At 66.3% G+C, this 23,882-nt stretch carries 19 protein-coding genes; 14 read left to right on the top strand and 5 right to left on the bottom strand.

Features of this window, described 5'->3' with window-relative positions:
* The first annotated feature begins 56 nt into the window (after positions 1-56).
* Positions 57-908 (top strand): class I SAM-dependent methyltransferase, encoded by an 852-nt coding sequence (locus tag ACY34H_RS02280; RefSeq protein WP_464975858.1) that lies wholly within the window; start codon positions 57-59, stop codon positions 906-908.
* A 159-nt stretch (positions 909-1,067) separates the two neighbouring features.
* Positions 1,068-2,456 (top strand): MFS transporter, encoded by a 1,389-nt coding sequence (locus ACY34H_RS02275; protein ID WP_464975857.1) that lies wholly within the window; start codon positions 1,068-1,070, stop codon positions 2,454-2,456.
* Positions 2,457-2,460: 4 nt separating this feature from the next.
* Here ACY34H_RS02275 and ACY34H_RS02270 read toward each other — a convergent pair whose 3' ends face one another.
* A complete protein-coding gene (locus tag ACY34H_RS02270; protein ID WP_464975856.1) occupies positions 2,461-3,048 on the bottom strand; it encodes a hemerythrin domain-containing protein in 588 nt (195 codons plus the stop codon).
* Positions 3,049-3,198: 150 nt separating this feature from the next.
* Between ACY34H_RS02270 and ACY34H_RS02265 the strand changes: the two genes are divergently transcribed.
* On the top strand, positions 3,199-5,712 hold the full coding sequence (locus ACY34H_RS02265) for a sensor domain-containing protein (protein WP_464975855.1): 2,514 nt from the start codon (positions 3,199-3,201) through the stop codon (positions 5,710-5,712).
* Between the two features lie 119 nt (positions 5,713-5,831).
* Here ACY34H_RS02265 and ACY34H_RS02260 read toward each other — a convergent pair whose 3' ends face one another.
* On the bottom strand, positions 5,832-7,181 hold the full coding sequence (locus ACY34H_RS02260; protein WP_464975854.1) for an MFS transporter: 1,350 nt from the start codon (positions 7,179-7,181) through the stop codon (positions 5,832-5,834).
* A 329-nt stretch (positions 7,182-7,510) separates the two neighbouring features.
* On the opposite strand from ACY34H_RS02260, the gene cyoA reads away from it, so the two are divergent.
* The 10 genes from cyoA to ACY34H_RS02210 all read left to right on the top strand — a co-directional run bounded on the left by cyoA (position 7,511) and on the right by ACY34H_RS02210 (position 17,976).
* Positions 7,511-8,566: a ubiquinol oxidase subunit II gene (cyoA, locus tag ACY34H_RS02255; RefSeq protein WP_464975853.1), complete on the top strand. Its 1,056-nt coding sequence runs from the start codon at positions 7,511-7,513 to the stop codon at positions 8,564-8,566.
* Positions 8,547-10,550: a cytochrome o ubiquinol oxidase subunit I gene (gene cyoB / locus ACY34H_RS02250; protein WP_464975852.1), complete on the top strand. Its 2,004-nt coding sequence runs from the start codon at positions 8,547-8,549 to the stop codon at positions 10,548-10,550. Before cyoA ends, cyoB begins: the two co-directional genes overlap by 20 nt.
* The gene (cyoC, locus tag ACY34H_RS02245) at positions 10,543-11,178 is read left to right on the top strand and encodes a cytochrome o ubiquinol oxidase subunit III (RefSeq protein ID WP_464975851.1); all 636 of its coding nucleotides are present in this window, start codon (positions 10,543-10,545) and stop codon (positions 11,176-11,178) included. The genes cyoB and cyoC overlap by 8 nt, the downstream gene beginning before the upstream one ends.
* Positions 11,175-11,588, top strand: a complete 414-nt coding sequence (gene cyoD / locus ACY34H_RS02240) for a cytochrome o ubiquinol oxidase subunit IV (protein ID WP_464975850.1) — start codon at positions 11,175-11,177, stop codon at positions 11,586-11,588. Before cyoC ends, cyoD begins: the two co-directional genes overlap by 4 nt.
* Positions 11,585-12,418, top strand: a complete 834-nt coding sequence (locus ACY34H_RS02235) for an SURF1 family protein (protein WP_464975849.1) — start codon at positions 11,585-11,587, stop codon at positions 12,416-12,418. Before cyoD ends, ACY34H_RS02235 begins: the two co-directional genes overlap by 4 nt.
* A complete protein-coding gene (locus ACY34H_RS02230) occupies positions 12,402-13,841 on the top strand; it encodes an ATP-binding protein (RefSeq protein WP_464975848.1) in 1,440 nt (479 codons plus the stop codon). The genes ACY34H_RS02235 and ACY34H_RS02230 overlap by 17 nt, the downstream gene beginning before the upstream one ends.
* A complete protein-coding gene (locus ACY34H_RS02225) occupies positions 13,838-14,377 on the top strand; it encodes a response regulator transcription factor (protein WP_464975847.1) in 540 nt (179 codons plus the stop codon). Before ACY34H_RS02230 ends, ACY34H_RS02225 begins: the two co-directional genes overlap by 4 nt.
* 195 nt (positions 14,378-14,572) lie before the next feature.
* Entirely contained in the window at positions 14,573-16,321 is a 1,749-nt protein-coding gene (locus ACY34H_RS02220; RefSeq protein ID WP_464975846.1) for a putative bifunctional diguanylate cyclase/phosphodiesterase, read from the top strand.
* Positions 16,322-16,464: 143 nt separating this feature from the next.
* Complete coding sequence (locus ACY34H_RS02215; protein ID WP_464976071.1) at positions 16,465-17,454, top strand: 2-hydroxyacid dehydrogenase; 990 nt, start codon at positions 16,465-16,467, stop codon at positions 17,452-17,454.
* A gap of 123 nt (positions 17,455-17,577) precedes the next feature.
* Positions 17,578-17,976 (top strand): hypothetical protein, encoded by a 399-nt coding sequence (locus tag ACY34H_RS02210; RefSeq protein ID WP_464975845.1) that lies wholly within the window; start codon positions 17,578-17,580, stop codon positions 17,974-17,976.
* Between the two features lie 73 nt (positions 17,977-18,049).
* Here ACY34H_RS02210 and ACY34H_RS02205 read toward each other — a convergent pair whose 3' ends face one another.
* Positions 18,050-19,480, bottom strand: coding sequence for a PA domain-containing protein (locus ACY34H_RS02205; RefSeq protein ID WP_464975844.1), 1,431 nt, complete (start codon positions 19,478-19,480; stop codon positions 18,050-18,052).
* Positions 19,467-20,498 carry a choice-of-anchor J domain-containing protein gene (locus ACY34H_RS02200; RefSeq protein ID WP_464975843.1) on the bottom strand — a complete coding sequence of 344 codons (1,032 nt, stop codon included), beginning with the start codon at positions 20,496-20,498 and terminating at the stop codon, positions 19,467-19,469. The genes ACY34H_RS02205 and ACY34H_RS02200 overlap by 14 nt, the downstream gene beginning before the upstream one ends.
* Before the next feature lie 361 nt (positions 20,499-20,859).
* Here ACY34H_RS02200 and msbA point away from each other — a divergent pair, with 361 nt between their 5' ends.
* A complete protein-coding gene (gene msbA, locus ACY34H_RS02195) occupies positions 20,860-22,683 on the top strand; it encodes a lipid A export permease/ATP-binding protein MsbA (RefSeq protein ID WP_464975842.1) in 1,824 nt (607 codons plus the stop codon).
* 83 nt (positions 22,684-22,766) lie between these two features.
* Here msbA and ACY34H_RS02190 read toward each other — a convergent pair whose 3' ends face one another.
* Positions 22,767-23,855, bottom strand: a complete 1,089-nt coding sequence (locus ACY34H_RS02190; protein WP_464975841.1) for an AI-2E family transporter — start codon at positions 23,853-23,855, stop codon at positions 22,767-22,769.
* Positions 23,856-23,882 lie beyond the last annotated feature (27 nt).

Here is a 23,882-nt window from a genome sequence, read left to right as displayed (position 1 = left end):
GCCACGCGGGAAGCCTCCGTGCCGCATTCAACCATGACAAACCGAAGGAGAACAGAATGACCGACCTGGCTGACCTATCCGCCGCCGCCAATGCCGTGACGCCACCCCCGACCCCCGACTTTGCCGCCATCAAGGTTCGCCAGCAGGCCACGTGGGCCAGCGGCGACTTCGCGATCGTCGGTACCACGCTGCAGATCGTCGGCGAGCTGCTGGCCGAGGCGGCCGACGTGCGCGCCGACGAACGCGTGCTCGACGTTGCCGCCGGCAATGGCAACGCCACGCTGGCGGCGGCGCGCCGCTTCGCCCGCGTCACTTCCACCGATTACGTGCCGGACCTGCTCGAGAAGGGCCGCGCCCGCGCGCTGGCCGAAGGCCTCGACGTGGCGTTCCAGGTGGCGGACGTCGAAGCGCTGCCGTTCGGCGATGGGCAGTTCGACTGCGTGCTGTCCACCTTCGGCTCGATGTTCGCACCGGACCATCGCCGTACCGCGGCCGAGATGCTGCGCGTGACGCGGCCGGGCGGGCGCATCGGCGTGGCCAGCTGGACGCCCGATGGCTTCATCGGCAAGATGTTCAAGGTGGTGGGCAGCTACGTGCCGCCGCCGGCTGGCTTGGCCGGGCCGCCGCTGTGGGGCACCGAAGCCCATCTGCGTGAGATCTTTGGCGATGCCGAGATCCGTTGCACGCGGCGCGACTTTCATTTTCGCTACCGCTCGCCTGCGCACATGATGCAGGTGTTCCGCGATTACTACGGCCCGGTCCTGAAGGCATTTGCCGCGCTCGATGGCGACAGGCAGGCCGGATTGCGGCGCGACCTCGAAGCGCTGGCGCGCGAAGCCGACATTTCCGGCGGCGCGTCGCTGGTGGCCCCGGCTGCCTACCTGGAGGCGGTGATCGTCAGGCAGTGATCGTCAGGCAGCGATGGCCCGGCAATGACTCTCAGCCGTTGATCGTCAGGCGCTGGCCGTCAGTCGCTGAAGGTCGGGCGCTGAAGGTCGGGCGGCGAAGCCGGGCCGCCGGAGGGCCGGCATCGGCTATAGTGCTGTTTTCATACCACAGTACGCTGCATGTCCGACCGCATCGCCAAGCGGCGCGCCCGCGCCGTTCCCTGGCTTGTCGCCGCCGCCTTTTTCATCGAGAACCTGGATGCGACAGCGATCACCACGTCGCTGCCGCAGATGGCGCACAGCTTCGGCACGCAGCCCGCGCATCTGTCCGTGGGCCTGTCGGCCTACCTGGTGGCGCTGGCGGCCTTCATCCCGGCCAGCGGCTGGCTGGCCGACCGCTACGGGCCGCGCCGCGTATTCGGCATGGCGATCGCCGTGTTCACCGCCGCATCCGTGCTGTGCGCCCTGTCCGGATCGCTGGCGGCGTTCACGGCGGCGCGCATCCTGCAGGGCATGGGCGGGGCGCTGATGGTGCCGGTCGGCCGGCTGGTGGTGCTGCGCGCCACGCCGAAGGCCGGGCTGGTGCGGGCGATCGCCACCATTACATGGCCGGGCCTGGCGGCGCCCATTATCGGTCCGGCACTGGGCGGTTTCATCACGGCGCACTGGGGCTGGCAATGGATCTTCCTCCTCAATGTGCCTCTCGGCGTGCTGCTGTTGATCGCGTCGCTGGTGGTGATTCCAGCCTCCGGCGCCGCGCCGCGCCCATTCGACCTGCCGGGCTTCATCGGCAGCGCGCTGGCCTGCACGCTGCTGGTGGTGGGCGTCGAACTGCCGGCGCAGGGCCGCTGGACCGGCGCCGCGCTGGCGCTGCTGGCCGGCGGCGCGCTGCTGTGGTGGTGCGCGCGGCACTTTCGCCGTGCCGCCGCGCCGTTGATGGACCTGCGGCCGCTGCGTATCGGCACTTTTGCGGCCACGCTGCGCGGCGGGTCGCTGTCGCGCATCGCCATCGGCAGCGCGCCGTTCCTGTTGCCGTTGATGTTCCAGGTAGCGTTCGGCCTGCCGGGCACCACGGCGGGCCTGCTGCTGCTCGCGCTGTTTGCCGGCAACCTCGCCATCAAGCCGGCAACCGGCCCGATCATGCGCCGGTACGGCTTGCGCCGCGTGCTGGTATGGAACGGTACGCTGCTGGCGGCAAGCTTTCCGGCCTGCGCGCTGCTGCGGCCCGACACGCCGTTCGCCGTGGTGGCAAGCGTGCTGTTTTTCTGCGGGATCTTCCGTTCGATGCAGTTCACTGCGCTGAACACTCTGGCATTCGCCAATGTGCCGGCGCCGCAGATGAGCGGCGCATCGACGCTGTTCTCGGTCGTGACGCAGGTAACGACAGGCCTGGGGATTGCCGGCGCGGCATTGCTGTTGCAGCTCGGCGTGCTGGCCGGCTGGGCGGCCTCCGACGCGGCCGTGTTCCGGCTGGCACTGGCGGCGATGGGCGCGGTGGCGCTGGCCGCCGTCATCGACAGCCTGCGCCTGCCGGACGATGCCGGGGCGCAGGTGACAGGCGCGCGCTGAGCGCTCAGGCGTGCGTCGGCTTGCGCGGCAACAGCTTCAGCGCCGCGAAGGCAGCCCCCGCCACGCCCAGTACCACGGCGGCGGTGCTGCCCGAGAAGCCGATCGCGTGGTCCCTGGCCAGCTTGCCGGCCTGCGGTGCCACCAGCTGCATGCGGCGGCGGTTCATTTCGGCGCCCAGTTCGCTCAGGCGCTCGCGGCTCAACTTGCGTTCCGCGTCCGGCAGCAGCACGGTTTCCTCGTCGGCCACATGGTGCATCACATCGCGCATCAGTTCGTGCACCAGCTCGTCGTGCCTGGCTTCGGTGGGCTTGGTGGCGCGCAATTGCGCGATCAGCCGACGCATTTCGTTGTGCTCCGGCTCGGCCTTCAGCATGGTGGGATCGGCACCTTCGAGCTGGCGCATCACCGGGTAGAAGACCTCTTCTTCCAGCGTGGCGTGAATTTCCAGGGCAGTGCAGATGGTCTCCGCCAGTGCCTTCTTCACTTTCGGCTTCTGCGTCGTCGTGTACTGGTGGAAGGTCACCAGCGTATGCGAATGGTCGAAGCGGATCATGTCGGTAATCGTCGGGCTGAGCTTGTTCAGTGAAAACATCTTCTTCTCCTTGAGGTTCCGGCAACACCTCATCTTAGGCGAGGATGCTGGTTGCTTGCGTAGGATTAGCCCCCAGCCGAATGTCGGCGCACTGCGCACAAAGCGGACTGGTCAGGTTATAGTTCACTGCAGAACCAGCGCCAGGAGCCGATGATGAGATTCCAGCACCGTGCCTCAACGCGCAGCACGCTCCCGATGCAGGGGCGGGGATGGCGCAGCCGGCGCCCGCTGACGCGCTTCGACGACTTGTTCCAGGACCATCCGCAGCCGATGTGGATCTACAACCTGGTGACGCTGCGCTTCCTGCGCGTCAACGCCGCGGCCTGCCGCCACTATGGCTATGGCGAGGCCGAGTTCCTGCACATGACGATCCGCGATATCCGGCCGCCATCCGAACAGGCGCGGCTGAGCGCCGACATTGCCGGCGCGTCGCATGCGCTGCCACAGTCGTCCGGTGTGTGGACGCACCTGAAGCGCGACGGGCGGCCGATCCTGGTGCGCATCTCGTCGCATGCGCTGATCTACGAAGGACGCCGCGCTCGCCTCGTGTTCGCGCTCGACGTGACGCAGCAGATGGCCACGGAACGGGCGCTGTACAAGTCCGAACAGCTGTACCGGCGCCTGATCGACACGATGCCGCTGCAGGTTTTCTGGAAAGACCTCGACCTGCGCTACGCGGGTTGCAACCGGCTGTTCGCACGCGCCCTCGGCCTGGACGATCCGGCCAGCACGATCGGCAGGCGCGACCAGGATATCGCGGGCTGGCATGGCGCGGCGGCGCAGGCCGCGCAGGAAGCGGAAGACCGCGCCGTGATCGAAACGGGCCGCCCGGTGCGCGGCCGCGAACAGACGCTGACGGCCGCCGATGGCCGCCAGCACTGGCACGTGGTCAACAAGTTGCCGCTGCATGGCCAGCACGGCGAGATCGTCGGCCTGCTGGGCACGATCGAGGACATCACCGCCAGCCGGGAGGCGGGCGCGAAGCTGCGCCTGCAAAGCCGGGCCATCGATGCCAGCGTCAACGCGATCCTGATCACGCGCCGCTCGGGCGGCGACGACGTGATCGATTACGCCAACCCGGCGTTCGCGCGCATCTCCGGCTACGAGCTGGCCGAGGTGATCGGCAAGGATTGCCGCTTCCTGCAGGGTGACGACCGCGAGCAGGAAGGCATGCCGGCGCTGCGCGAGGCGCTGCGCGCCGGCCGCGAGGTGACGGTGGAGCTGCGCAACTACCGCAAGGACGGCACGCTGTTCTGGAACCAGCTGCACGTGGCGCCGGTACTGGACATGCACGGCGCGACCACGCACTGGGTCGGCGTCATCAACGACATCACGGCGGCGAAACGCTACCAGACCGAACTGGAGCACCAGTCCACCCACGATGCGCTGACCGGGCTGCCGAACCGCAACCTGTTCCACGACCGCCTGGAACAGGCGATTGCCTACGCGGCACGCTACGAGCACCAGCTATGGGTCGTGGTGCTGGACCTGGACAACTTCAAGCTGATCAACGACACGCTGGGCCACGCCGTCGGCGACAGCCTGTTGCAGACGGTGGCGGGCCGGCTGCGCCACGCGCTGCGCGATTCCGATACCGTGGCGCGGCTGGGCGGCGACGAATTCATCCTGCTGTTGCCGGACCAGCCAGGGCAGAGCGACGGCACGCTGTCGCCGCGCACCGTGCAGGCGGTGCTCGACGCGGTCAGCGCACCGATGCGGCTGGGCGCGCACGACCTGGCGCTGACCTGCAGCATGGGCGTGTCGGTGTATCCCCGCGACGGCGATACGGCGCCTTCGCTGTTCAAGCACGCCGACATTGCGCTCTATCGCGCCAAGGACGGCGGCCGCAACCAGCTGCAGTTCTATACCAGCGAGATGAACGCCCGCGTGACCGAGCGTACGCTGATCGAAGGACACCTGCGCAATGCGCTGACGCGGCACGAGTTCGTGCTGTATTTCCAGCCGCGCATCGATTGCGCCAGCGGGCGCGTGGCGGGCCTGGAGGCGCTGCTGCGCTGGCACCAGCCGGAACTGGGCCTGGTGCAGCCGGACCGCTTCATCGGCGTGGCCGAGGAAACCGGGCGCATCGTGGAGATCGGCGAATGGGTCCTGTACGAAGCCTGCCGCCAGGCCAAGGAATGGCAGGATGCCGGGCTGCCGCGCGTTCCGGTGGCGGTCAACGTGTCGGTCCGGCAGTTCCGCCAGGCCGGTTTCGTGCAGGAAGTACGCGATGCGCTCGCCAGCAGCGGACTGGCCCCGGAATACCTGGAGCTGGAACTGACGGAATCGCTGATGATGCAGAACATCGAAGCCGTCATCGGTGCGATGCGGCACCTGAAGGAGAGCGGGGTGCGCCTTTCCATCGACGATTTCGGCACCGGCTACTCCAGCCTTTCCTACCTGCGCCGCTTTCCGCTGGACTACCTGAAGATCGACCGCAGCTTCGTGCGCGACATGCTGCACGACGCCCCGGGCGCGGCGATCGTGCGCTCGATGATCACGCTGGGGCACAGCCTGGGCTGCCGCATCATCGCCGAGGGCGTGGAAACGCGCGACCAGCTCGGCTACCTGACGCAGCAGGGCTGCGACGAGATCCAGGGCTTCCTGTGCAGCCGGCCCGTGCCGGGAAACGAGGCGGGGGAGTTGCTGTACGCCGAGCGTTGACGGTTGCGTGGCAACGCAGTTGTTCCGGCGCCAACATAAAGCGGCGGGGAATGTAAGGCGGCAGGCAATGTAAAACGGCGGGCAATGCCCGCCGTTTTCCGTTCATCGGTGCAGGCCGATCAGTTCCTGATCTCCAGCGCGCGGTTCACCGACAGTGCCGCCAGCGAAGCAACCGCACCGGACAGCAGGTACAGGCTGACATAGCCCAGGCCGTAGTGCGCCGACAGGCCCAGCGCGACCAGCGGTGCGAACGCTGCGCCGACCAGCCATGCCAGGTCGGACGTCAGCGCGGCGCCGGTATAGCGGTGGCGCGGCGCGAAGTTGGCGGTCACGGCGCCGGCAGCCTGGCCGTACGACAGGCCCAGCAGGGCGAAGCCGACGATGATGAAGATGTTCTGGCCGGAGTCGCCGCCCTGCATCAGGGTCGGCACGAAGCCGGAGAACACGGCGATCAGCGCGGCCAGCGTGCCGAGCGTGGTACGGCGGCCGAAACGGTCGGCGATCAGGCCTGACAGGATGGTGGCGATCAGCGCCACGCCGGCGCCCCAGAACTGCAGCCACAGGAAACCGTCCAGCGTGCGGGTCGAGTACAGCTGCACCCACGACAGCGGGAACACCGTTACCAGGTGGAACAGCGCATAGCTGGCGAGCGCGGCCAGGGCGCCAATGATCACGTTGCGGCCCTGGGTATGCGACAGCTCGGACAGGCTGACGGGTTCCAGCTCGCGTTCGTCGAGCAGGCGGGAATACTCGGGTGTGGACACCAGGCGCAGGCGGGCGAACAGGGCGACCACGTTGATGGCGAAGGCCACGAAGAACGGGAAGCGCCAGCCCCAGTCGAGGAAGTCCAGTGCCGATACGCTGGAAATCATGTAGGCAAAGATACCGGCGGCGACCATGAAGCCGGCCGGTGCGCCCAGCTGGCCCAGCATCGCGTACCAGCCGCGCTTGTTCTGCGGCGCATTCAGCGCCAGCAGCGACGGCAGACCGTCCCACGAACCACCCTGGGCCAGGCCCTGGCCGATGCGGAACAGCGCCAGCAGCACGATGGCCGTGGTGCCGGCATTGGCGAACGATGGCAGGAAAGCAATGCCGACGGTGGAAATGCCGAGCAGGAAGAGGGCGCCGGTCAGCTTGCCTTCACGGGAAAAACGCCGCTGTATCCACATGAAGAACACGGTGCCGAACGGCCGCGCGATGAAGGCAAACGAAAAGATGACAAAGGAATACAGGGTGGCGGTCAGCCGGTCGTCGAACGGAAAGAACAGGGAGGGGAAGACCAGCACCGAAGCGATCGCGTAGACGAAAAAGTCGAAATATTCGGACGCTCGGCCGATGACCACGCCAACGGCAATCTCGCCGGGGTGTATTTCGCCGTCGCGCGCATTAATGTTGCGTGCGCCGCTGCTGGTGGGACTTGGCTGATAATCCGCCGGGAGGTTACTTCCGTCATAGGTAGTCGTTGCCATATTCGTCTCTCATGGTTGTACCAGGTTCTTGCGAACCGGATTGGACAAATTGAAATCCACGATGAAACCTTACCTCGACTGTGCTTCGCTCGACTGTGCGCCGCACTACATAAATGAAAAATCCATACTAAAGCGATTTTTCCGGCGCCGCGTGCACATTACAGAACCTGCCTGGCAGAACCTGCCTGGTGGAACCTGCCTGGAACAACCAGCTGCTACCAATTACCAGTCTCTGCAAGTCGGGGGTGGGACAAAGTGTCCAATTCCATTTCGCACGCCTGTGACGGTACAGTAGCATGTTCTCAATCCTCTGTAGCGCACATAACTTAATGAAATCATCCATTGTTCGCAGTGGACTGGGTCTTCTCCCCCTGTTGTGGCTCACCGGCTGCAATACGGTGGTGTTGAATCCGTCCGGTGATATCGCGGCGCAGCAGGCTCATCTGGTAATCGTATCGTTCCTCCTGATGTGCCTGATCGTCGTTCCTGTCATTGCATTGACGCTCTGGTTCGCCTGGCGTTATCGTCAAAGCAACACGTCCGCGAAGTACGATCCGGACTGGGATCACTCCACCAAGCTGGAGCTCGTGATCTGGGGCGTGCCCCTGCTGCTGATCATCGTACTGGGCCTGATCACCTGGATCAGCACCCACCTGCTGGATCCGTACCGCCCGTTGCAGCGCCTCGACGAGAAGCGCCCGCTGCCGGCCGACGTGCGGCCGATGGAAGTGCAGGTCGTGGCGCTGGACTGGAAGTGGCTGTTCATCTACCCGGAGCAGGGCATCGCCACCGTGAATGAGCTGGCCACGCCGATCGACCGTCCGATCAAGTTCCGCATGACTGCGTCGTCCGTGATGAATGCGTTCTACATCCCGGCAATGGCAGGCATGATCTACACGATGCCCGCCATGGAAACCCAGCTGAACGCGGTCATGAACAAGGTCGGCACGTACGACGGCTTCTCGTCGAACTACAGTGGCGCCGGCTTCACGCACATGCGCTTCAAGTATCACGCGATGAACCAGGGCGACTTCGACGCCTACGTGGCGAAGGTGAAAGCCGAAGGCGGTTCGCTGCAGCGTCCGGAGTATTCGCAGCTGGCCAAGCCGAGCGAAAAGGATCCGGTACGCCGCTGGGCCACCGTCGACAACACGCTGTATGACGCCATCCTGAACCTGTGCGTCGAGCCGGGCACGCCGTGTATGGCCCACCAGATGCATGACGATGCCAACCGCAACGCCAAGCACAAGGCCCACCAGGAAGCGCGCCGGCGGGGTGCCAGCGAGGTTGCCAAGCTGGCGCAAGCCGACGCGGAAATCTGCACGACGCCCGCGGACAAGACCCAACTTTCCATGAAGAGCAACAATGCAAGCGTATCCAACTGAAAACCATGCCTTCTTCGGCAGGCTGAGCTGGGAAGCGATCCCGTTCCACGAGCCGATCCTGCTCGTCACCTTCGCCGCCGTCATCCTGGGTGGCGGAGCGCTGCTGGGAGCGATGACGTATTTCCGCGTCTGGGGCAACCTGTGGCGTAACTGGTTTACCAGTATCGACCATAAGCGGATCGGGATCATGTACATGATCCTCGGCCTGGTCATGCTGCTGCGCGGCTTCGCCGACGCGCTGATGATGCGCGCCCAGCAGGCCATCGCCTTCGGCGACAATGCCGGCTTCCTGCCGCCGCACCACTACGACCAGGTCTTCACCGCCCATGGCGTGATCATGATCTTCTTCGTGGCGATGCCGCTGGTCACGGGCCTGATGAACTACGTGGTGCCGCTGCAGATCGGCGCGCGCGACGTGGCATTCCCGTTCCTGAACAACTTCTCGTTCTGGATGACCGCGATGGGCGCCGTGCTGGTGATGGCGTCGCTGTTCGTCGGCGAATTCGCCCGTACCGGCTGGCTGGCCTATCCGCCGCTGTCCGGCATCCTTGCCTCGCCCGACGTGGGGGTGGATTACTACATCTGGTCATTGCAGATCGCCGGGGTCGGCACATTGCTGTCCGGCGTCAACCTGATCGTCACCATCGTCAAGATGCGCGCGCCGGGCATGGACCTGATGAAGATGCCGGTGTTCACGTGGACCGCGCTGTGCACCAACATCCTGATCGTGGCCGCCTTCCCGGTGCTGACCGCCGTGCTGGCCATGCTGGGCATGGACCGCCTGCTGGGCACGCACTTCTTCACGAACGAAATGGGCGGCAACGCCATGATGTACGTGAACCTGATCTGGATCTGGGGCCACCCCGAGGTGTACATCCTGATCCTGCCGTGCTTCGGCATCTTCTCGGAAGTGGTGTCGACGTTCTGCTCGAAGCGCCTGTTCGGCTACACCTCGATGGTGTACGCGACCTGCGTGATCATGATCCTGTCCTACCTCGTGTGGCTGCACCACTTCTTCACGATGGGTTCCGGCGCGTCGGTGAACGCCTTCTTCGGCATCACCACGATGATCATCTCGATCCCGACCGGCGCCAAGCTGTTCAACTGGCTGTTCACGATGTACCGCGGCCGTATCCGCTTCGAACTGCCGATGATGTGGACCGTGGCCTTCATGGTCACCTTCACGATCGGCGGCATGACCGGCGTGATGCTGGCGATTCCGCCGGCCGACTTCGTGCTGCACAACTCGCTGTTCCTGATCGCCCACTTCCACAACGTGATCATCGGTGGCGTGCTGTTCGGCCTGTTCGCAGGTATCAACTACTGGTTCCCGAAAGCGTTCGGCTACAAGCTCGACGTGTTCTGGGGCAAGGTATCGTTCTGGCTGTGGGTGGTCGGCTTCTATGTTGCCTGGATGCCGGTGTACGCACTGGGCTTCATGGGCGTCACGCGTCGCCTGAACATGCTGGAAGATCCGGCCATGCAGCCGTACTTCGTGGTCGCCTTCCTCGGCGTGCTGATGATCGCCGGCGGTATCGGCGCGATGCTGATGCAGTTCTTCGTGTCGTTCCTGCGCCGCAAGCAGCTGCGCGACGTGACGGGCGACCCATGGGAAGGCCGTACGCTGGAGTGGTCGACGTCGTCGCCGCCGCCTGACTACAACTTCGCGTTCACCCCGGTCGTGCACGACAACGACAGCTGGGCCGACATGAAGAAGAACGGCTACCAGCGTCCGCTGAAGGACTACGTGAAGATCCACATGCCGGCCAATACCGGTGCGGGCTTCATCATCGCGGCGCTGTCGGCCGTGGTCGGCTTCGGCATCATCTGGCACATGTGGCCGCTGGTCATCGCCGGCTTCGTCGCCATGATGGTCGCGATCATCGTCCACACGTTCAACTACAAGCGCGATTACTACATTTCGGCGGAAGAAGTGACCCGTACCGAAGAACGCCATACCGCTTTGCTGGGAAGCCATGTCTGATACCTACGTAACCTCCGCCGGCGCGGCTAGCGCCGACCCGAGCTCGCGCTACCTGGTGCGCGAGCACCATCCGGAAAACGGCACCATGCTGGGTTTCTGGATCTACCTGATGAGCGATTGCCTGATCTTCGCCTGCCTGTTCGCGACCTATGCCGTACTGGGTCGCAACTACGCCGGCGGCCCGGGCGGCGCCGAGCTGTTCGACCTGAAGCTGATCGCCCTGAACACGGCGTTCCTGCTGTTCTCGTCGATCACGTACGGCTTTGCGATGCTGCAGGCCAAGGCAAGGAACAAGTCCGGCACGCTGCTGTGGCTGGGCATCACGGGCGTCTTCGGCCTGCTGTTCCTGGCGGTGGAAATCTATGAATTCCACCACCTGATCCACCTGGGCGCGGGCCCGCAGCGCAGCGGCTTCCTGACGGCGTTCTTCGCGCTGGTCGGTACCCACGGCCTGCACGTGACGTTCGGTGCCATCTGGCTGGTCACGCTGATGTTCCAGATCAGCAAGCACGGCCTGATTCCGGAAAACCTGCGCCGCCTGAATTGCCTGTCGCTGTTCTGGCACTTCCTGGACGTGATCTGGATCGGCGTGTTTACCTTTGTCTACCTGATGGGAGTTCTGCCATGAGCGGCCAACATCACCACGGCCACGGCCACGACGATCACCACGACGATCACCACGACGGCTCGTCCGTGCATGGCTCGATGAAGGACTACGTGATCGGCTTCGTGCTGTCCGTGATTCTCACCGCGATCCCGTTCTGGCTCGTGATGAACAACGTGATCACCGATCCGGCCACCACCGGCTTCGTGATCCTCGGCTTCGCCGCCGTGCAGATGGTCGTGCACATGGTGTACTTCCTGCACATGAACGCGAAGTCGGAAGGCGGCTGGAACATGCTGGCCCTGATCTTCACGATCATCATCGTCGTCATCACGCTGGCCGGTTCGCTGTGGGTCATGTACCACATGAACAAGAACATGATGCCGAACATGCCGCACGTCATGACGCCGCAGCAAGCGCACGACATGCCATGAACGACGCGCCACACGGTGGCGCAAGTTCGACGCCGCAGCAGAACGCGCGGGCAGCGGGTCCCTCCAGGGGAACCCGCATCGCCCTCGCCGCCGCTGCGGCGTTTTTCTTTTGCGCCTTTGCTTTCCTCGGCAGCTGGCAGGTCAAGCGGCTGCAGTGGAAGGAAGACCTGATCGCCCGCGTCGATGCGCGCGTGCATGCCGAGCCGGTACCGGCGCCGCGCGCCGCCGACTGGCCGCGCGTGGCCGTCGACACGCACGAATACCTGCGCGTGAAGGTCCGCGGCACCTTCCTCTACGATTACACCACCCGCGTGCAGACCACGACCGCGCTCGGCATCGGCTTCTGGCTGATGACGCCGCTGTGCACGGAGGACGGCATCGTCTTCGTCAACCGCGGCTTCGTGCCGATGCAGTCGGGCGACCTGAAGCTGCCGGCGCCGCCGAAGGCGGGGCGCGATCCCTGCGCGGCCGGCGGCATGCCGGTCGAGATCGCGGGCCTGCTGCGTTTCCCCGAGCCGAAGGGCCGCATCCTGCGCGAGAACGATCCGGCAAACGACCGCTGGTACACCCGCGACATCGGGCCGATGGCCCTGGCCAGGGGGATGCCGCAGGCGGCACCGTTCTTCATCGATGCGCCGAAAGGGCAGGAATATCCACGTGCCGCGGACGAACATCCGACCGGCGGACTGACCGTGATCGCGTTCCCGAACAACCACCTGGTCTATGCACTGACGTGGTTCGGGCTGGCCGCGATGGTCGCGGGCGGCTATTATCTCGTGCTGCGCCACGACCGGCGCAGCATGAGGGGAGCGGATGAAGAAGCGGACTGAAGTAGAGCGGGGCGACGCGAGCGGGCGCGAAGAGCGGCGCACCGAGGAACGCCGCAAGCCGGATGGCCGCCGCGAGCAGGTCGCGGCGGCCGGCGTCGAGTACGCGGCCGGCCACAAGAACATGATGCAGCTGATCCAGCTGCGCTGGATCGCCGTGGTCGGCCAGGTGGCCACGATCACCGCCGCGACCTATCTCTACGGCATCGTGCTGCCGCTGGTGCCGATGCTGCAGGTGCTGGCCTGCCTGATCGCCTTCAACGTGGCCAGCCACCTGCGCTGGCACGAAGTGCGCTACGTGCGCAATACCGAGCTGTTCATGGCGCTGCTGGTGGACGTGGCGATCCTGACTTCGCAGCTGTACCTGTCGGGCGGCGCGACCAATCCGTTTGCCTTCCTGTACCTGCTGCAGGTGATCCTGTCGGCCGTGCTGCTCGCGCCGGCGTATGCGTGGACGTTCGTGCTGATCACCGCCGCCTGCCTGGCCGGCCTGTCGCGCAACCACCTGCCGCTGCCACTCGACGTCGAGCACACCGGCGGCGTGCTGTCGCTGTACGTGCAGGGCATGCTGATCTGCTTCATGCTGAACGCCGCGCTGCTGGTGTTCTTCATCACCCGCATCACCGCCAACCTGCGCGCCGGCGATGCCCAGCTGGCCGACCTGCGCCAGCGCGCCGCCGAGGAAGAGCATGTGGTGCGCATGGGCCTTCTTGCCAGCGGCGCGGCCCACGAACTCGGTACGCCGCTGGCCACGCTGTCGGTGATCCTGGGCGACTGGAAGCGCATGCCGGAGTTTGCCCGCAATCCCGAACTGCTTGAGGAAATCGGCGAGATGCAGACGCAGCTCAAGCGCTGCAAGGCCATCGTTTCGGGCATCCTGCTGTCGGCCGGCGAGACGCGCGGCGAATCGTCGACCAAGACCACGCTGGCAACCTTCCTCGACGAACTGGCGCAGGAATGGCGCGGCACCCGGCCGGTGCAGCATTTCTTTTACTTCAACCGCCTCAAGGGCGACCTGCCGGTGGTGTTCGACGAGACGCTCAAGCAGATGATCTGCAACGTGCTCGACAATGCACTGGAGGCGTCGCCGGCGCGGGTAGAGATGGAAGCCACGCGCGACGACGGCCACCTGATCCTGCGCGTGCTGGACGCCGGCCCCGGTTTCGACCCGGCGGTGCTGGCGCAGATCGGCAAACCGTATAATTCCACCAAGGGCAGGCCCGGCAGCGGGCTGGGCCTGTTCCTGGTGGTGAACGTGGCCCGCACGCTGGGCGGCACCGTCGGCGCGCGCAACCGGGAGGAAGGCGGCGCCGAAGTGGTGATCCGCCTGCCGCTGTCCTCGATCGCCCTCGACGACGCGTCGTCCGGCTTTGCCGGCCCCGAAACGGATTTCACCTCACCCGCACCCGACCCGCACCTGAAATGACCGAAGAACAACGCTGCCTGCTGATCGTCGAGGACGACGAAGCCTTTGCCCGTACGCTGGGCCGCTCTTTCGAGCGCCGCGGCTACCACGTGCTGCATGCCGCGAACGTGGACGAGGCCGCCGCGCTGCTGGGCGAGCACGCGCCCGGCTATGCCGTGGTCGACCTGAAGCTGAAGGGCAACTCCTCCGGCCTGGCCTGCGTGCAGATGCTGCACCAGCACGACCCGGACATGCTGATCGTCGTGCTGACCGGCTATGCCAGCATCAACACGGCCGTGGAGGCCGTCAAGCTCGGCGCTGCCCAGTACCTTGCCAAGCCGTCCAATACCGACGATATCGAGGCCGCCTTCGCCCATGTGGCGGGCGGCGCCGACGTGGAGCTGACAGGGCGCGCCACATCGGTCAAGACACTGGAATGGGAACACATCCACGCAGTGCTGGCCGAAACGGAGTTCAATATCTCGGAAGCGGCGCGCCGCCTCGGCATGCACCGGCGCACGCTGGCGCGCAAGCTGGAAAAGCAGCGCGTCAAATAGCATTGCGGGCGGCATCTGCGGCAACCACGCGACAGTGGCACGCCGCATTGCGGCGATGCCGGGCTGGCGGAGCGGAATCGCTGTACAATGATGTTGCCTATAGCCAATTAGAATTCCTGCATGGGCGTCCCTGGTGCCCAATCCACGCATCGCCAGTCCACACCCCACTCGGGCGCCCGGTCCCGACCCGACACTATGATCTGCCATGCCGAAGCGGCGCGCCTGGACGCGCTGCGCAAACTCGACCTGCTCGACACGCCCCCATCCGAGGCGTTCGACCGCATCACCCGCATGGCCGCGCAGGTGTTCGGCCTGCCCATCGCCGCCGTGTCGCTGACCGATACCGACCGCCAGTGGTTCAAGTCGCGGGTGGGCATCGGGCACTGGACGATCCCGCGGCTGCAGGCGCCGTGCGCCACGGTGGCCGACACGGACGGCTTCCTCGTCATTCCCGACCTGCTCGACGACCCGTACTTCCGCGACAGCCACCTGGCCCGCAACGGCGTGCGTTTCTACGCCGGCGCGCCGTTGACGACGCGCGACGGCCATGCGCTCGGCGCGATGTGCGTGCTGGGCACGGTGCCGCGCCAGATCACGGCGGCCGAGCGCGATGTGCTCACGGACCTGGCGGCGATGGTGATGTCGCAGATCGAGCTGCAGCATGCGCTGGGCCGCATCGACCCGATCAGCGGCCTGCCGAACCGCAACCAGTACATCGACGACATGGGCGACCTGGCGAAGGACCGTCCGGCCGGCGAAGCGCGGCTGGCCATGCTGGTGCACCTGGCCAGCCCCGAACAGCTGGCCGACGCGGCGCGCGTGATGGGTTCTCACTACGTCGATGGCCTGGTCACCGAGGCCGTGCGTTCGTTCCGGGCCGAGTTCGGCGCGGCGGCAAGGATGTATCACGTCGCGGCCACCCAGTTCATCGTCGTGATGGCGCCCGAGTTGTCGATCGGCGACTGCCGCGTGCGGATCGAGCGCTGGGTCCAGGGCCGCGGCGCCTGGTCGACGTCGCGCTTCGTGACGACGCCCGCGGTCGGCATCGCCCCGTTCACGGTCGGACGTGCCGATGCGCTGGACGTGCTGCGCATCGCGCAGGGCGCCGTGCACGACGCCTATGCCGCCGGGGCGACGGTGGCGGTGTATTCGTCCGCCCAGGATGCCGCCTACCAGAGGCGGTTCACACTGTTGACCGAATTCGGCAACGCGCTCGAGGCGGGAAACCAGCTCCGGCTGGTCTACCAGCCGCGCATCGACCTGGCCACCGGCGCCTGCGTCGGCGCCGAGGCACTGCTGCGCTGGTGCCACCCCGAGCTGGGCGGTGTGTCGCCAGGCGAGTTCATGCCGATCGTGGAGCAGACATCGATGGCCCGCCCGGCCACCGCGTGGGTGGTCGATGCCGCACTGCGGCAGCTGCGCGCCTGGCAGGACGACAATATCGCCTTGACCTTGTCCGTCAACGTCGCCGCGCCAAACCTGCTGGAAGCGGATTTCGCGCTGTCCATCGTGGCGCGGCTGCAGGCGCATGGCGTGGCGCCCGAACGGCTGGAACTGGAGATCACGGAAAGCGCGGCCATGGGCAACCAGGCCGCGGCAGAGCGGACGCTTGCCGCGCTGCATGCGGCCGGCGTGCGCATCGCGATCGACGACTTCGGTACCGGCTACAGCAGCCTGGCTTACCTGCAGAGCATTCCCGCCCACGTCGTGAAGATCGACCAGGGCTTCGTGCGCGGCATCGAGGCCGACGAGCGCAAGCGCGCACTGGTGGGGGCCATGGTGTCGCTGTCGCACGATCTGGGGTACCGGGTCGTGGCCGAAGGCGTCGAAACGGCGCAGGCGGCCGCGCTGGTGCGTGCTGCCGGCTGCGACGAGGCGCAGGGCTGGCTGTATGCGCAGGCCCTGGAACCGGCGCAGTTCGCGCTTTGGTACGCGCAGCGGTGATGGCGTCGTCCTGACCCCGGCGCGCCGGCGGGGCGGGTGGCGCAATGCGCACTGGCATCGGGCACGCATCTGGACGATACTGGCGCCATCGCGGCGCACGCCGCTCACCGGCGAGGAAGCGCACGATGACCGATCCGAACACCATCCGGCTGGCGATGTTCAGTGCCCAGCCTTACGATCGCCGTTTCTTCGAGGAAGCGCGCCCGGCGGGCGTGACGATCGGCTACCACGACACCGCGCTCGACACCGGCACGGCCGTGCTGGCGCAGGGATGCGATGCCGTTTGCGTATTCGTCAACGACATCCTCGACGCCGCCGTGCTGGAACGCCTGCACGCGCTCGGCGTGCGCGCGGTCCTGCTGCGCTGCGCCGGCTTCAACAACGTGGACCTGGCGGCGCTGGCGCGGCTGGGCATGTTTGCCGCCCGGGTGCCGGCCTACTCGCCCGAAGCGGTGGCGGAGCACGCGCTGGCGATGATCCTCACGCTGAACCGCCGCACGCACCGGGCGTTCAACCGGGTTCGCGAAGGCAATTTCGCGCTCGATGGCCTGCTCGGCTTCACACTCCACGGCAAGACGGCCGGCATCGTCGGCACCGGCAAGATCGGCCTGGCGACGGCGCGCATCCTGCGCGGCTTCGGTTGCCGGGTACTGGGCCACGATCCGTATCCGGCGCCCGCCTTCTCGGAGCTGGGCAGCATGGTGCCGCTGGACGACCTGCTGGCCGAATCGGACATCGTGTCGCTGCACTGCCCGCTGACGGAGGCCACGCGCCACCTGATCGGCCACGCGACGCTGGGGCGCATGAAGGAGGGCGCCATGCTCGTCAATACTTCGCGCGGCGCGCTGGTGGACACGGCCGCCGTCATCGAAGCGCTGAAGTCGCGCCGGCTGGGCGCGCTGGCGATCGACGTGTACGAGCAGGAAAGCGCGCTGTTCTTCCGCGATCATTCGTCCGACATCATCGCCGACGACGTGTTCGGCCGGCTGACCACGTTCCCGAACGTGCTGGTGACCGGACACCAGGGATTCTTCACCATCGAGGCGCTGCGCGAGATCGCCGCGATCACGTACGACAACCTGCGCTGCTGGCAGGCCGGCGGGCCCTGCGCGAACCTGTTGCCGGCGGGGTGATGCGGCGGCGCCCGCGGCAGGGCACCGGCATGCGCGGGCCGCTGCCGCAGGGCCCGGTTTCCTGCAGGGTCATTGCCGACCGGCTATGATGGCCGCTTCGAGCACACCACGAAGGGAATTTCCATGACCGACGAATCGCTGCGCGCGGACCTGCGCGGCCTGGCCCGCGCTGCCCGCGGACTGCACAAGGCCATGCTGGACGTCGAAACCCAGTACTTCGGCGCCGTCGGCGGCGTGCTGGAGCACCTGCAGCTGGTGACCAACCATCCGCACTTCGCGTGGTTGCTGAAACTGTCCGGCCTGATGGCGGAGCTGGATGAGCGGCTCGACGAAGAAGAAGTCATCGAGCCAGGTGAGGCGGCCCAATACCGCCTGGCGTTCGAAGGCCTGGTCGGGCCGCGCCCGCCGATCGACGAGGATTTCCGCAGGCGCTACCTGGCGCTGCTGCACGATGCGCCCGAGGTGGCGATCGCGCATGGCGTGCTGCGGCAGGCACTGGGGAAAGTGCCGCAGGCCGAGTGAGCCGGACGTGATCGCGAGCCGTACATGAAAAAGGCCGGGCACAGCCCGGCCTTTGTCCAGCCAGCCTGCGTTCTTACCAGCCGATATCCTTCAGCAGTGGCAGCGTCAGGTCCTTCGGCGGCACCAGTTCATGCGTCAGGTCGCTGTTGATCGACGGCTCCATCAACTGGTTCGGCGACGCGGACGTGGTGTAGTGCGACACCGAGGAACCCGGCTCGAACACGGTCGGGGTGTACATCAGGATGCGCTTCTGGTCGTCGGTGCCGGCCAGACGGGTCGGGTCGCTGCCGAGGGTGGCGACCACGCCGGACGCGGTGCGGCTGCGCGCCGCCAGGGCGGCCTTCAGCGCCAGTCCATCTGCCTGAGAGATGCGCACGGACGGTATCGTGATGCTCGGGTCGCTGCCGCTCATGCCCGCCGGGTCGCCGGGCGCGTTGTCGGCCACGATCATCGCGGTCGCGCCGGCGGCCTGCACGATGGCAGCCTTGACGGCGAAGGTACAGGTGCCCCGATCGACCAGCGCGACGTTGCCCTTGACGGCCCTGGCATTGGCTGTCGACAGCGGCTCGCAGGCGAAGCCGGTGTTGGCGGCGCGGTCTTCCACGACCGGCATGATCTGGCCGGTCACGTTGGCTTCGGTGATGCTTGGGCCGAAGCTGGCTTCGCCGAACGCTTTCGGGCCGGCCGCGTTGCCGGCGGCAGGGCCGGCGATCGCGACCACGCCGCGTGCGCCCAGCACGTCCGGCGCCGCGGCATTCACGTTCGGACCATCCCACGACAGGCCGTCGCCGCTGATCGCGTTGGCAACGCGCTCTTCCTCGGAGAGCTCGGTCCACTTCCGGTTGGTGCGGTTATCGGTCATGAAATGGTCCCATATCGCCGGGGTGCCCGCCAGGTATTCGCCGCTTTCCTCGTCGGTGAAGCTCTGGAAGCCCAGGCCATGGCCCATTTCATGCAGCAGCACGGTCACGAAATCGGTTGCCGTGCCCTGGTTGCCGTCCAGGCCCAGGTAGAACCCCGAGTCGGGCATGCAGTTGGCGAACAGGCCGAGGCGCGAATTGAAGCGGGCACGGATGTCGGGAACGGTCGGGCTCTGGTCTTCGCCGGACAGCTTGTTGGCCAGTGCCGTGGGATACCACGTGTCCTTTTTCGGCGCGTTCTCGAAGTTGTCGAACACTTCGAGCGTGCCGGCCGAGCCCAGCACGGCGCTGTTCGCCGTGCAGGTCAACGGTTCGAAGCTTGCCTGGATGCGGATCGGCACCGAGCTTTCCAGCTTGGCGCCCCACAGGTTGGCCGCGTAGGTGAAGGCGATCAGGCGCTGTTCGCCCAGCGTCGTGCCGGCGTTGCCGCCGACCGGCGCGACCGGCGTCATGTCGTTGAAGCCCACGCCGGGGCCGTTGGCATTGACGATGACGATATCGGCGGCCTGCGCGGCGGCGATGGTGCCGAACGTGACGGCGAGGGCGGCGGCGATGTGCTTCACGATGAACTTATTGCGCTTCATGGCGGTGTCCCTTGGCTTGCGCGGTGCGCGTGTTGTTGACCAGTGCATCGGCGGCTTCCGCGCCGGTGACGCATGCTTCGGTGATGCTGCCGTCGGCATTTTTCGTGATGACCGAGTACACGGCCTTGTGTTCCACGTTGATCTTGCGTGCGCCGTTCTTCGTGACCTGCACCTGCGGTTCCGTGACGATGCCGCGCGCGTGCTTGCGCTCGTGCGCCGCCGCCGCCGAAGGCACCAGCGCCCGGTATTCTGCCGCGGTGGGCGCGCGCAGCGCACCTGTTTCCGCGTCGCGCACCACGACCAGGCCCTGGTCTTTCGCGACATCGTGGGCCATCGCGCCCTGCGAGATGCCGAGCGCGGCCAGTGCCAGGCCGGCCCCGGCCGCGGCGCGGCGGCTGCGGCGCGCGGCGAAGCCGACGGCGCCCAGGCCCAGGCCGAGCATCATCCAGGTCGACGGTTCCGGCACGGCGGCGATCGCCACGCTGTCGATGCCGATATAGCTGGCGTTATCGTGGTCGCCGGTGTAGTGGAAGCCGATGCGGCCGGTGCCGGCGCCGGTGAAATCATAGGTATAACGGGTCCAGCCATCGGGATAGGCTTCACCGCTGATAGAAAAGAGCGAGGTGGTGAAACCGCCGGTCGCCGTGCCGCTGCCGGCACTGAACAGGACCTCGAGACTGTCGTCCCAGCCTTCCTCGGCGCTGTCGCGGGTGTAGAACGTCAGGCGCGTTGCGCCGCTGTACGTAAACTCCGGCGAGATCAGCCAGCTGTCGATCAGGCCGGTGTCAAGATCGGCACTGTTGTAGCTGGCGGCGATATAAGAACCCGCGGCGCCCGATTGGGAGCCGTATTGCGCGTTGCCCTGGAACCAGCCGGTGGTGCCGGCGTCCAGCACCCAGCCGCCCGGGGCGGCGATATCGTCGAACCCTTGGGTAAGAGAGGTGGGCGGCGTTTCCGCATGCGCAGCTGCCGATAGTGTCAGCGCCGCTGATGCAAAGAGAGTGAGGAAGGTTTTCATTGATTCACTTTCATTGACTTGTGGAAGAGGAAGCAAAATGTTTTGCAAATTGCAATTCGAGTATAAGGCGATGAACTGCCGAGTTCAGCGGCAGCTGCTTACAATTCGAGATGTTTTTTTGATTCGTATCGAAAATGCAACGCACTGTTCGATGCGTCGGCGGAGAGCCAGCGTTCATGCGGCTTTCGGCGGGGTAGTCCTGCACGAGCATGACCGAGTCCGTGCACGGTTGACTTGTCGATCCGTCTATGCGTTGTAAAAAGATGTAAATAATGTTACTGCGTCGGGCTGCCTTTGCGGAATTTCATCGGGGCATCGAACGAGGGTACAATGCTGCCTTTATCTTTCGCCCTGCCGCCACGTGTCGAGTCGTCAACTGTATTCCCGCCTGCTGCTGCAATTCCGTCCCTACACTGGCGTGCTGGTCGTCACCCTGCTCGCGGTGGGCATCGCTTCGCTGACCGACGTGCTGCTGATCGGGCAGTTGCAGAACGTGATCGACGCCTTCGGCGCGCCGGGTGTCGTGCAGGGTGCCGGGGCGGGCGGCGGCGTGGCCTCGGTCGTGAAAGGCTGGATCAGCCAGGTGCTGCCGGTCAGCGCGGGGCAGGCAGCGCTGTGGACGATCCCCGCGATCATCATGGCGCTTGCCATCCTGCGCATGGTCAGCAGCTTTGCCGGCGATTACGGTGCCGCATGGCTCAGCAACCAGGTGCAGGCCGACCTGCGCGAGAAGATGTTCGCCCGCATCCTGCGCCTGCCGAACGGATATTTCGACCAGTCGTCGACCGGCACCACGCTGTCGCGCGTGACCTTCGATGCGAACCAGGTGTCGCAGGCGGGGCTGAACGTGCTCAACGTGGCGGTACGCGATTCCGTTCTCGCCATCGGCTACCTCGTGACGATGCTCGTGTACGACTGGCAACTGGCCGTGTTCTGCCTGACCCTGCTGCCGCTGGTGGCGGCCGTGGTGACGTTCGCGGGGCGGCGGATGCGCCGTCTTTCCGAAAGGGGGCAGCATGCGATGGGCGAGCTGACACGCGTGCTCGACGAGAGCATCGGCGGCCAGCGCGTCGTGAAAATCTTCGGTGGCCAGCAGTACGAGCAGCGCCGCTTCGACGAAGTCGTCAAGCTGAACCGCCGGCTGGCCGTGAAGCAGGCGGCCACGGCGGGCATGAACTCGGGCATCATCATGATGCTGATCGGCGCCATGCTGTCGGCCGTGATCTATTTTGCCCTGCTGCGCGCGCAGGCCAATGCGCTGACGGCGGGCGACTTCGTGACGTTCATGGTGGCGCTGCTGGCGATGCAGTCGCCGATCAAGAACCTCACCAAGATCAACGAACCGCTGCAGCGCGGCCTGGCGGCGGCGAAATCCGTGTTCGGCGTGATCGACGCGCCGGTCGAGATGGACGACGGCACGCGCACCGTGGCGCGCGCCGCCGGCCGCATCGAACTGGCGTCGGTCAGCTTCCGCTACGGCGCCGCCGATGCGGATGGCGCGCCGGCACTGTCCGGCGTGTCGCTGGACATCCCGGCTGGCGAGACCGTCGCGCTGGTGGGCGGTTCCGGCAGCGGCAAGACCACGCTGGCCAGCCTGCTGCCGCGTTTCTACGACGTCAGCGCCGGGCGCATCCTGCTCGACGGCGTCGACCTGCGCGATTACCGGCTGGCCGACCTGCGCGCGCAGATCGCGCTGGTCAGCCAGGACGTGGTGCTGTTCAACGACACGCTGGCCGCCAACATCGCCTACGGCGATCCGGCGCCGGACCAGGCCCGTATCGAGGCGGCCGCGCAGGCGGCGTATGCGCACGAGTTCATCGTGCGCCAGCCGCAGGGCTATGCCACCGAGGTAGGCGAGAACGGCCTGCGCCTGTCGGGCGGCCAGCGGCAACGCCTGGCCATCGCCCGCGCGCTGTACAAGGACGCGCCGATCCTGATCCTGGACGAAGCCACCAGCGCGCTCGACACGGAATCGGAACGCCAGGTACAGGCGGCGCTGGAGCGGCTGATGGAAGGCCGCACCACCGTCGTCATCGCACATCGGCTGTCGACCATCGAGAACGCCGACCGGATCGTCGTCATGCATGCCGGCACGATCGCCGAAACCGGCACGCACGAAGCGCTGCTGGCGCAGGGCGGCGCCTACGCGCGGCTGTACCAGACGCAGAAGCAGCTGACCAGCTGATTGCCGCCCAGACAAACCGGGGACGTACCCCTGTTTAAAGGAAATTTCCTTTAAACAGGGGTACGTCCCCGGTTTTGCCGTGGCTAGTCGTCGTGCTTCTGTGAAGGCGTGCGTACCGGGTCCTTCAGCACGTCCTGCACGTACAGCATCGTCACCAGCACCGCCAGCACGGCGGCCAGCGGCGTGGCCAATGCCACGCCGGCCATGCCGAACAGCGCGCCGAACAGCAGCTGCATGACGATCGTCAGCGCCGGCGGCAGCGATACCGTGCGCTTTTCGATCAGCGGCGACAGCAGGTAGCCTTCGGCCAGCTGGATGGCGCCGAACAGCAGCACCACGTACAGCGCCTGCTGCGGGCTGTCGGAGAAGGCGATCAGCATGGCCGGCACGCCGGCCATCAGCGGCCCCAGGTAGGGAATGAAATCGAGCAGGCCGGCGATCAGTCCGAGGATCAGGGCCAGCGGCACATCCAGCAGTGCCAGGCCGGTGGCCGACAGGATCGTCACCACCAGCATCGATGCGGCCTTGCCCAGCAGCCAGCGCGACAGCGTGAGGCCCAGTTCATCCATCACTTCGCGCGCCCGCTCGCGCTTGCGCGGCGGTACCAGCGTGACCAGCCCGTTGATATAGATGTGCGGCTGGGCCGCGAAATAGATGCCCACGAACAGGATGATGACGGCATTGCCGACCGCGCCCAGCAGGCCGGAAAAGAACAGCCCGGCGTTGGGTACCAGCTGCCCCAGCTGCTTCTGCATCTGTTCCGGCGACGGTACGCTGGCCATCAGGCGCTTCAGCAGCGGCTGCGCTTCCATCGCGGCGCGGAAGCGCTGCAGCGCCTCGGGCACGGCGGCGCCGAGCTTGTCGGCCTGCTCGCCGATCTGCGGCGCCATCAGGTAGCCGCCGATGCCGAACACCAGCAGCAGGGCCAGCACCACCACCGCCAGCGCGGCATTGCGGCCGATGTGCAGCCGGCGGTGCACGATGCCAGCCAGCTCGTAGAGCAGGATGGCGAACAGGATGCAGGCAAATACCAGCAGCAGGGCGTCACGGGCAAACCATGCGCCGGCCAGGGCGAGGATCGTCAGTATCGTGATGCCGTTGACGAGTGCCACGCGGCGGGTGAAGCGGCGTTCCGCGGGTTTGCCTGAATCGGGTTCCTGGTGTCGTTCCAAGCCTTGCTCCTTCTTGTTGGTGAGCCT

This window comes from Pseudoduganella sp. jia 9 (assembly GCF_055502615.1).
This window is presented reverse-complemented; position numbering and strand designations above follow the sequence as displayed.

Bases quoted from the DNA above. Each gene is read 5' to 3' on its own strand.
- ACY34H_RS02280 (WP_464975858.1), top strand. From the start codon at position 57: ATGACCGACCTGGCTGACCTATCCGCCGCCGCCAATGCCGTGACGCCA.
- ACY34H_RS02275 (WP_464975857.1), top strand. From the start codon at position 1,068: ATGTCCGACCGCATCGCCAAGCGGCGCGCCCGCGCCGTTCCCTGGCTT.
- ACY34H_RS02270 (WP_464975856.1), bottom strand. From the start codon at position 3,048: ATGTTTTCACTGAACAAGCTCAGCCCGACGATTACCGACATGATCCGC.
- ACY34H_RS02265 (WP_464975855.1), top strand. From the start codon at position 3,199: ATGATGAGATTCCAGCACCGTGCCTCAACGCGCAGCACGCTCCCGATG.
- ACY34H_RS02260 (WP_464975854.1), bottom strand. From the start codon at position 7,181: ATGGCAACGACTACCTATGACGGAAGTAACCTCCCGGCGGATTATCAG.
- cyoA (WP_464975853.1), top strand. From the start codon at position 7,511: ATGAAATCATCCATTGTTCGCAGTGGACTGGGTCTTCTCCCCCTGTTG.
- cyoB (WP_464975852.1), top strand. From the start codon at position 8,547: ATGCAAGCGTATCCAACTGAAAACCATGCCTTCTTCGGCAGGCTGAGC.
- cyoC (WP_464975851.1), top strand. From the start codon at position 10,543: ATGTCTGATACCTACGTAACCTCCGCCGGCGCGGCTAGCGCCGACCCG.
- cyoD (WP_464975850.1), top strand. From the start codon at position 11,175: ATGAGCGGCCAACATCACCACGGCCACGGCCACGACGATCACCACGAC.
- ACY34H_RS02235 (WP_464975849.1), top strand. From the start codon at position 11,585: ATGAACGACGCGCCACACGGTGGCGCAAGTTCGACGCCGCAGCAGAAC.
- ACY34H_RS02230 (WP_464975848.1), top strand. From the start codon at position 12,402: ATGAAGAAGCGGACTGAAGTAGAGCGGGGCGACGCGAGCGGGCGCGAA.
- ACY34H_RS02225 (WP_464975847.1), top strand. From the start codon at position 13,838: ATGACCGAAGAACAACGCTGCCTGCTGATCGTCGAGGACGACGAAGCC.
- ACY34H_RS02220 (WP_464975846.1), top strand. From the start codon at position 14,573: ATGATCTGCCATGCCGAAGCGGCGCGCCTGGACGCGCTGCGCAAACTC.
- ACY34H_RS02210 (WP_464975845.1), top strand. From the start codon at position 17,578: ATGACCGACGAATCGCTGCGCGCGGACCTGCGCGGCCTGGCCCGCGCT.
- ACY34H_RS02205 (WP_464975844.1), bottom strand. From the start codon at position 19,480: ATGAAGCGCAATAAGTTCATCGTGAAGCACATCGCCGCCGCCCTCGCC.
- ACY34H_RS02200 (WP_464975843.1), bottom strand. From the start codon at position 20,498: ATGAAAACCTTCCTCACTCTCTTTGCATCAGCGGCGCTGACACTATCG.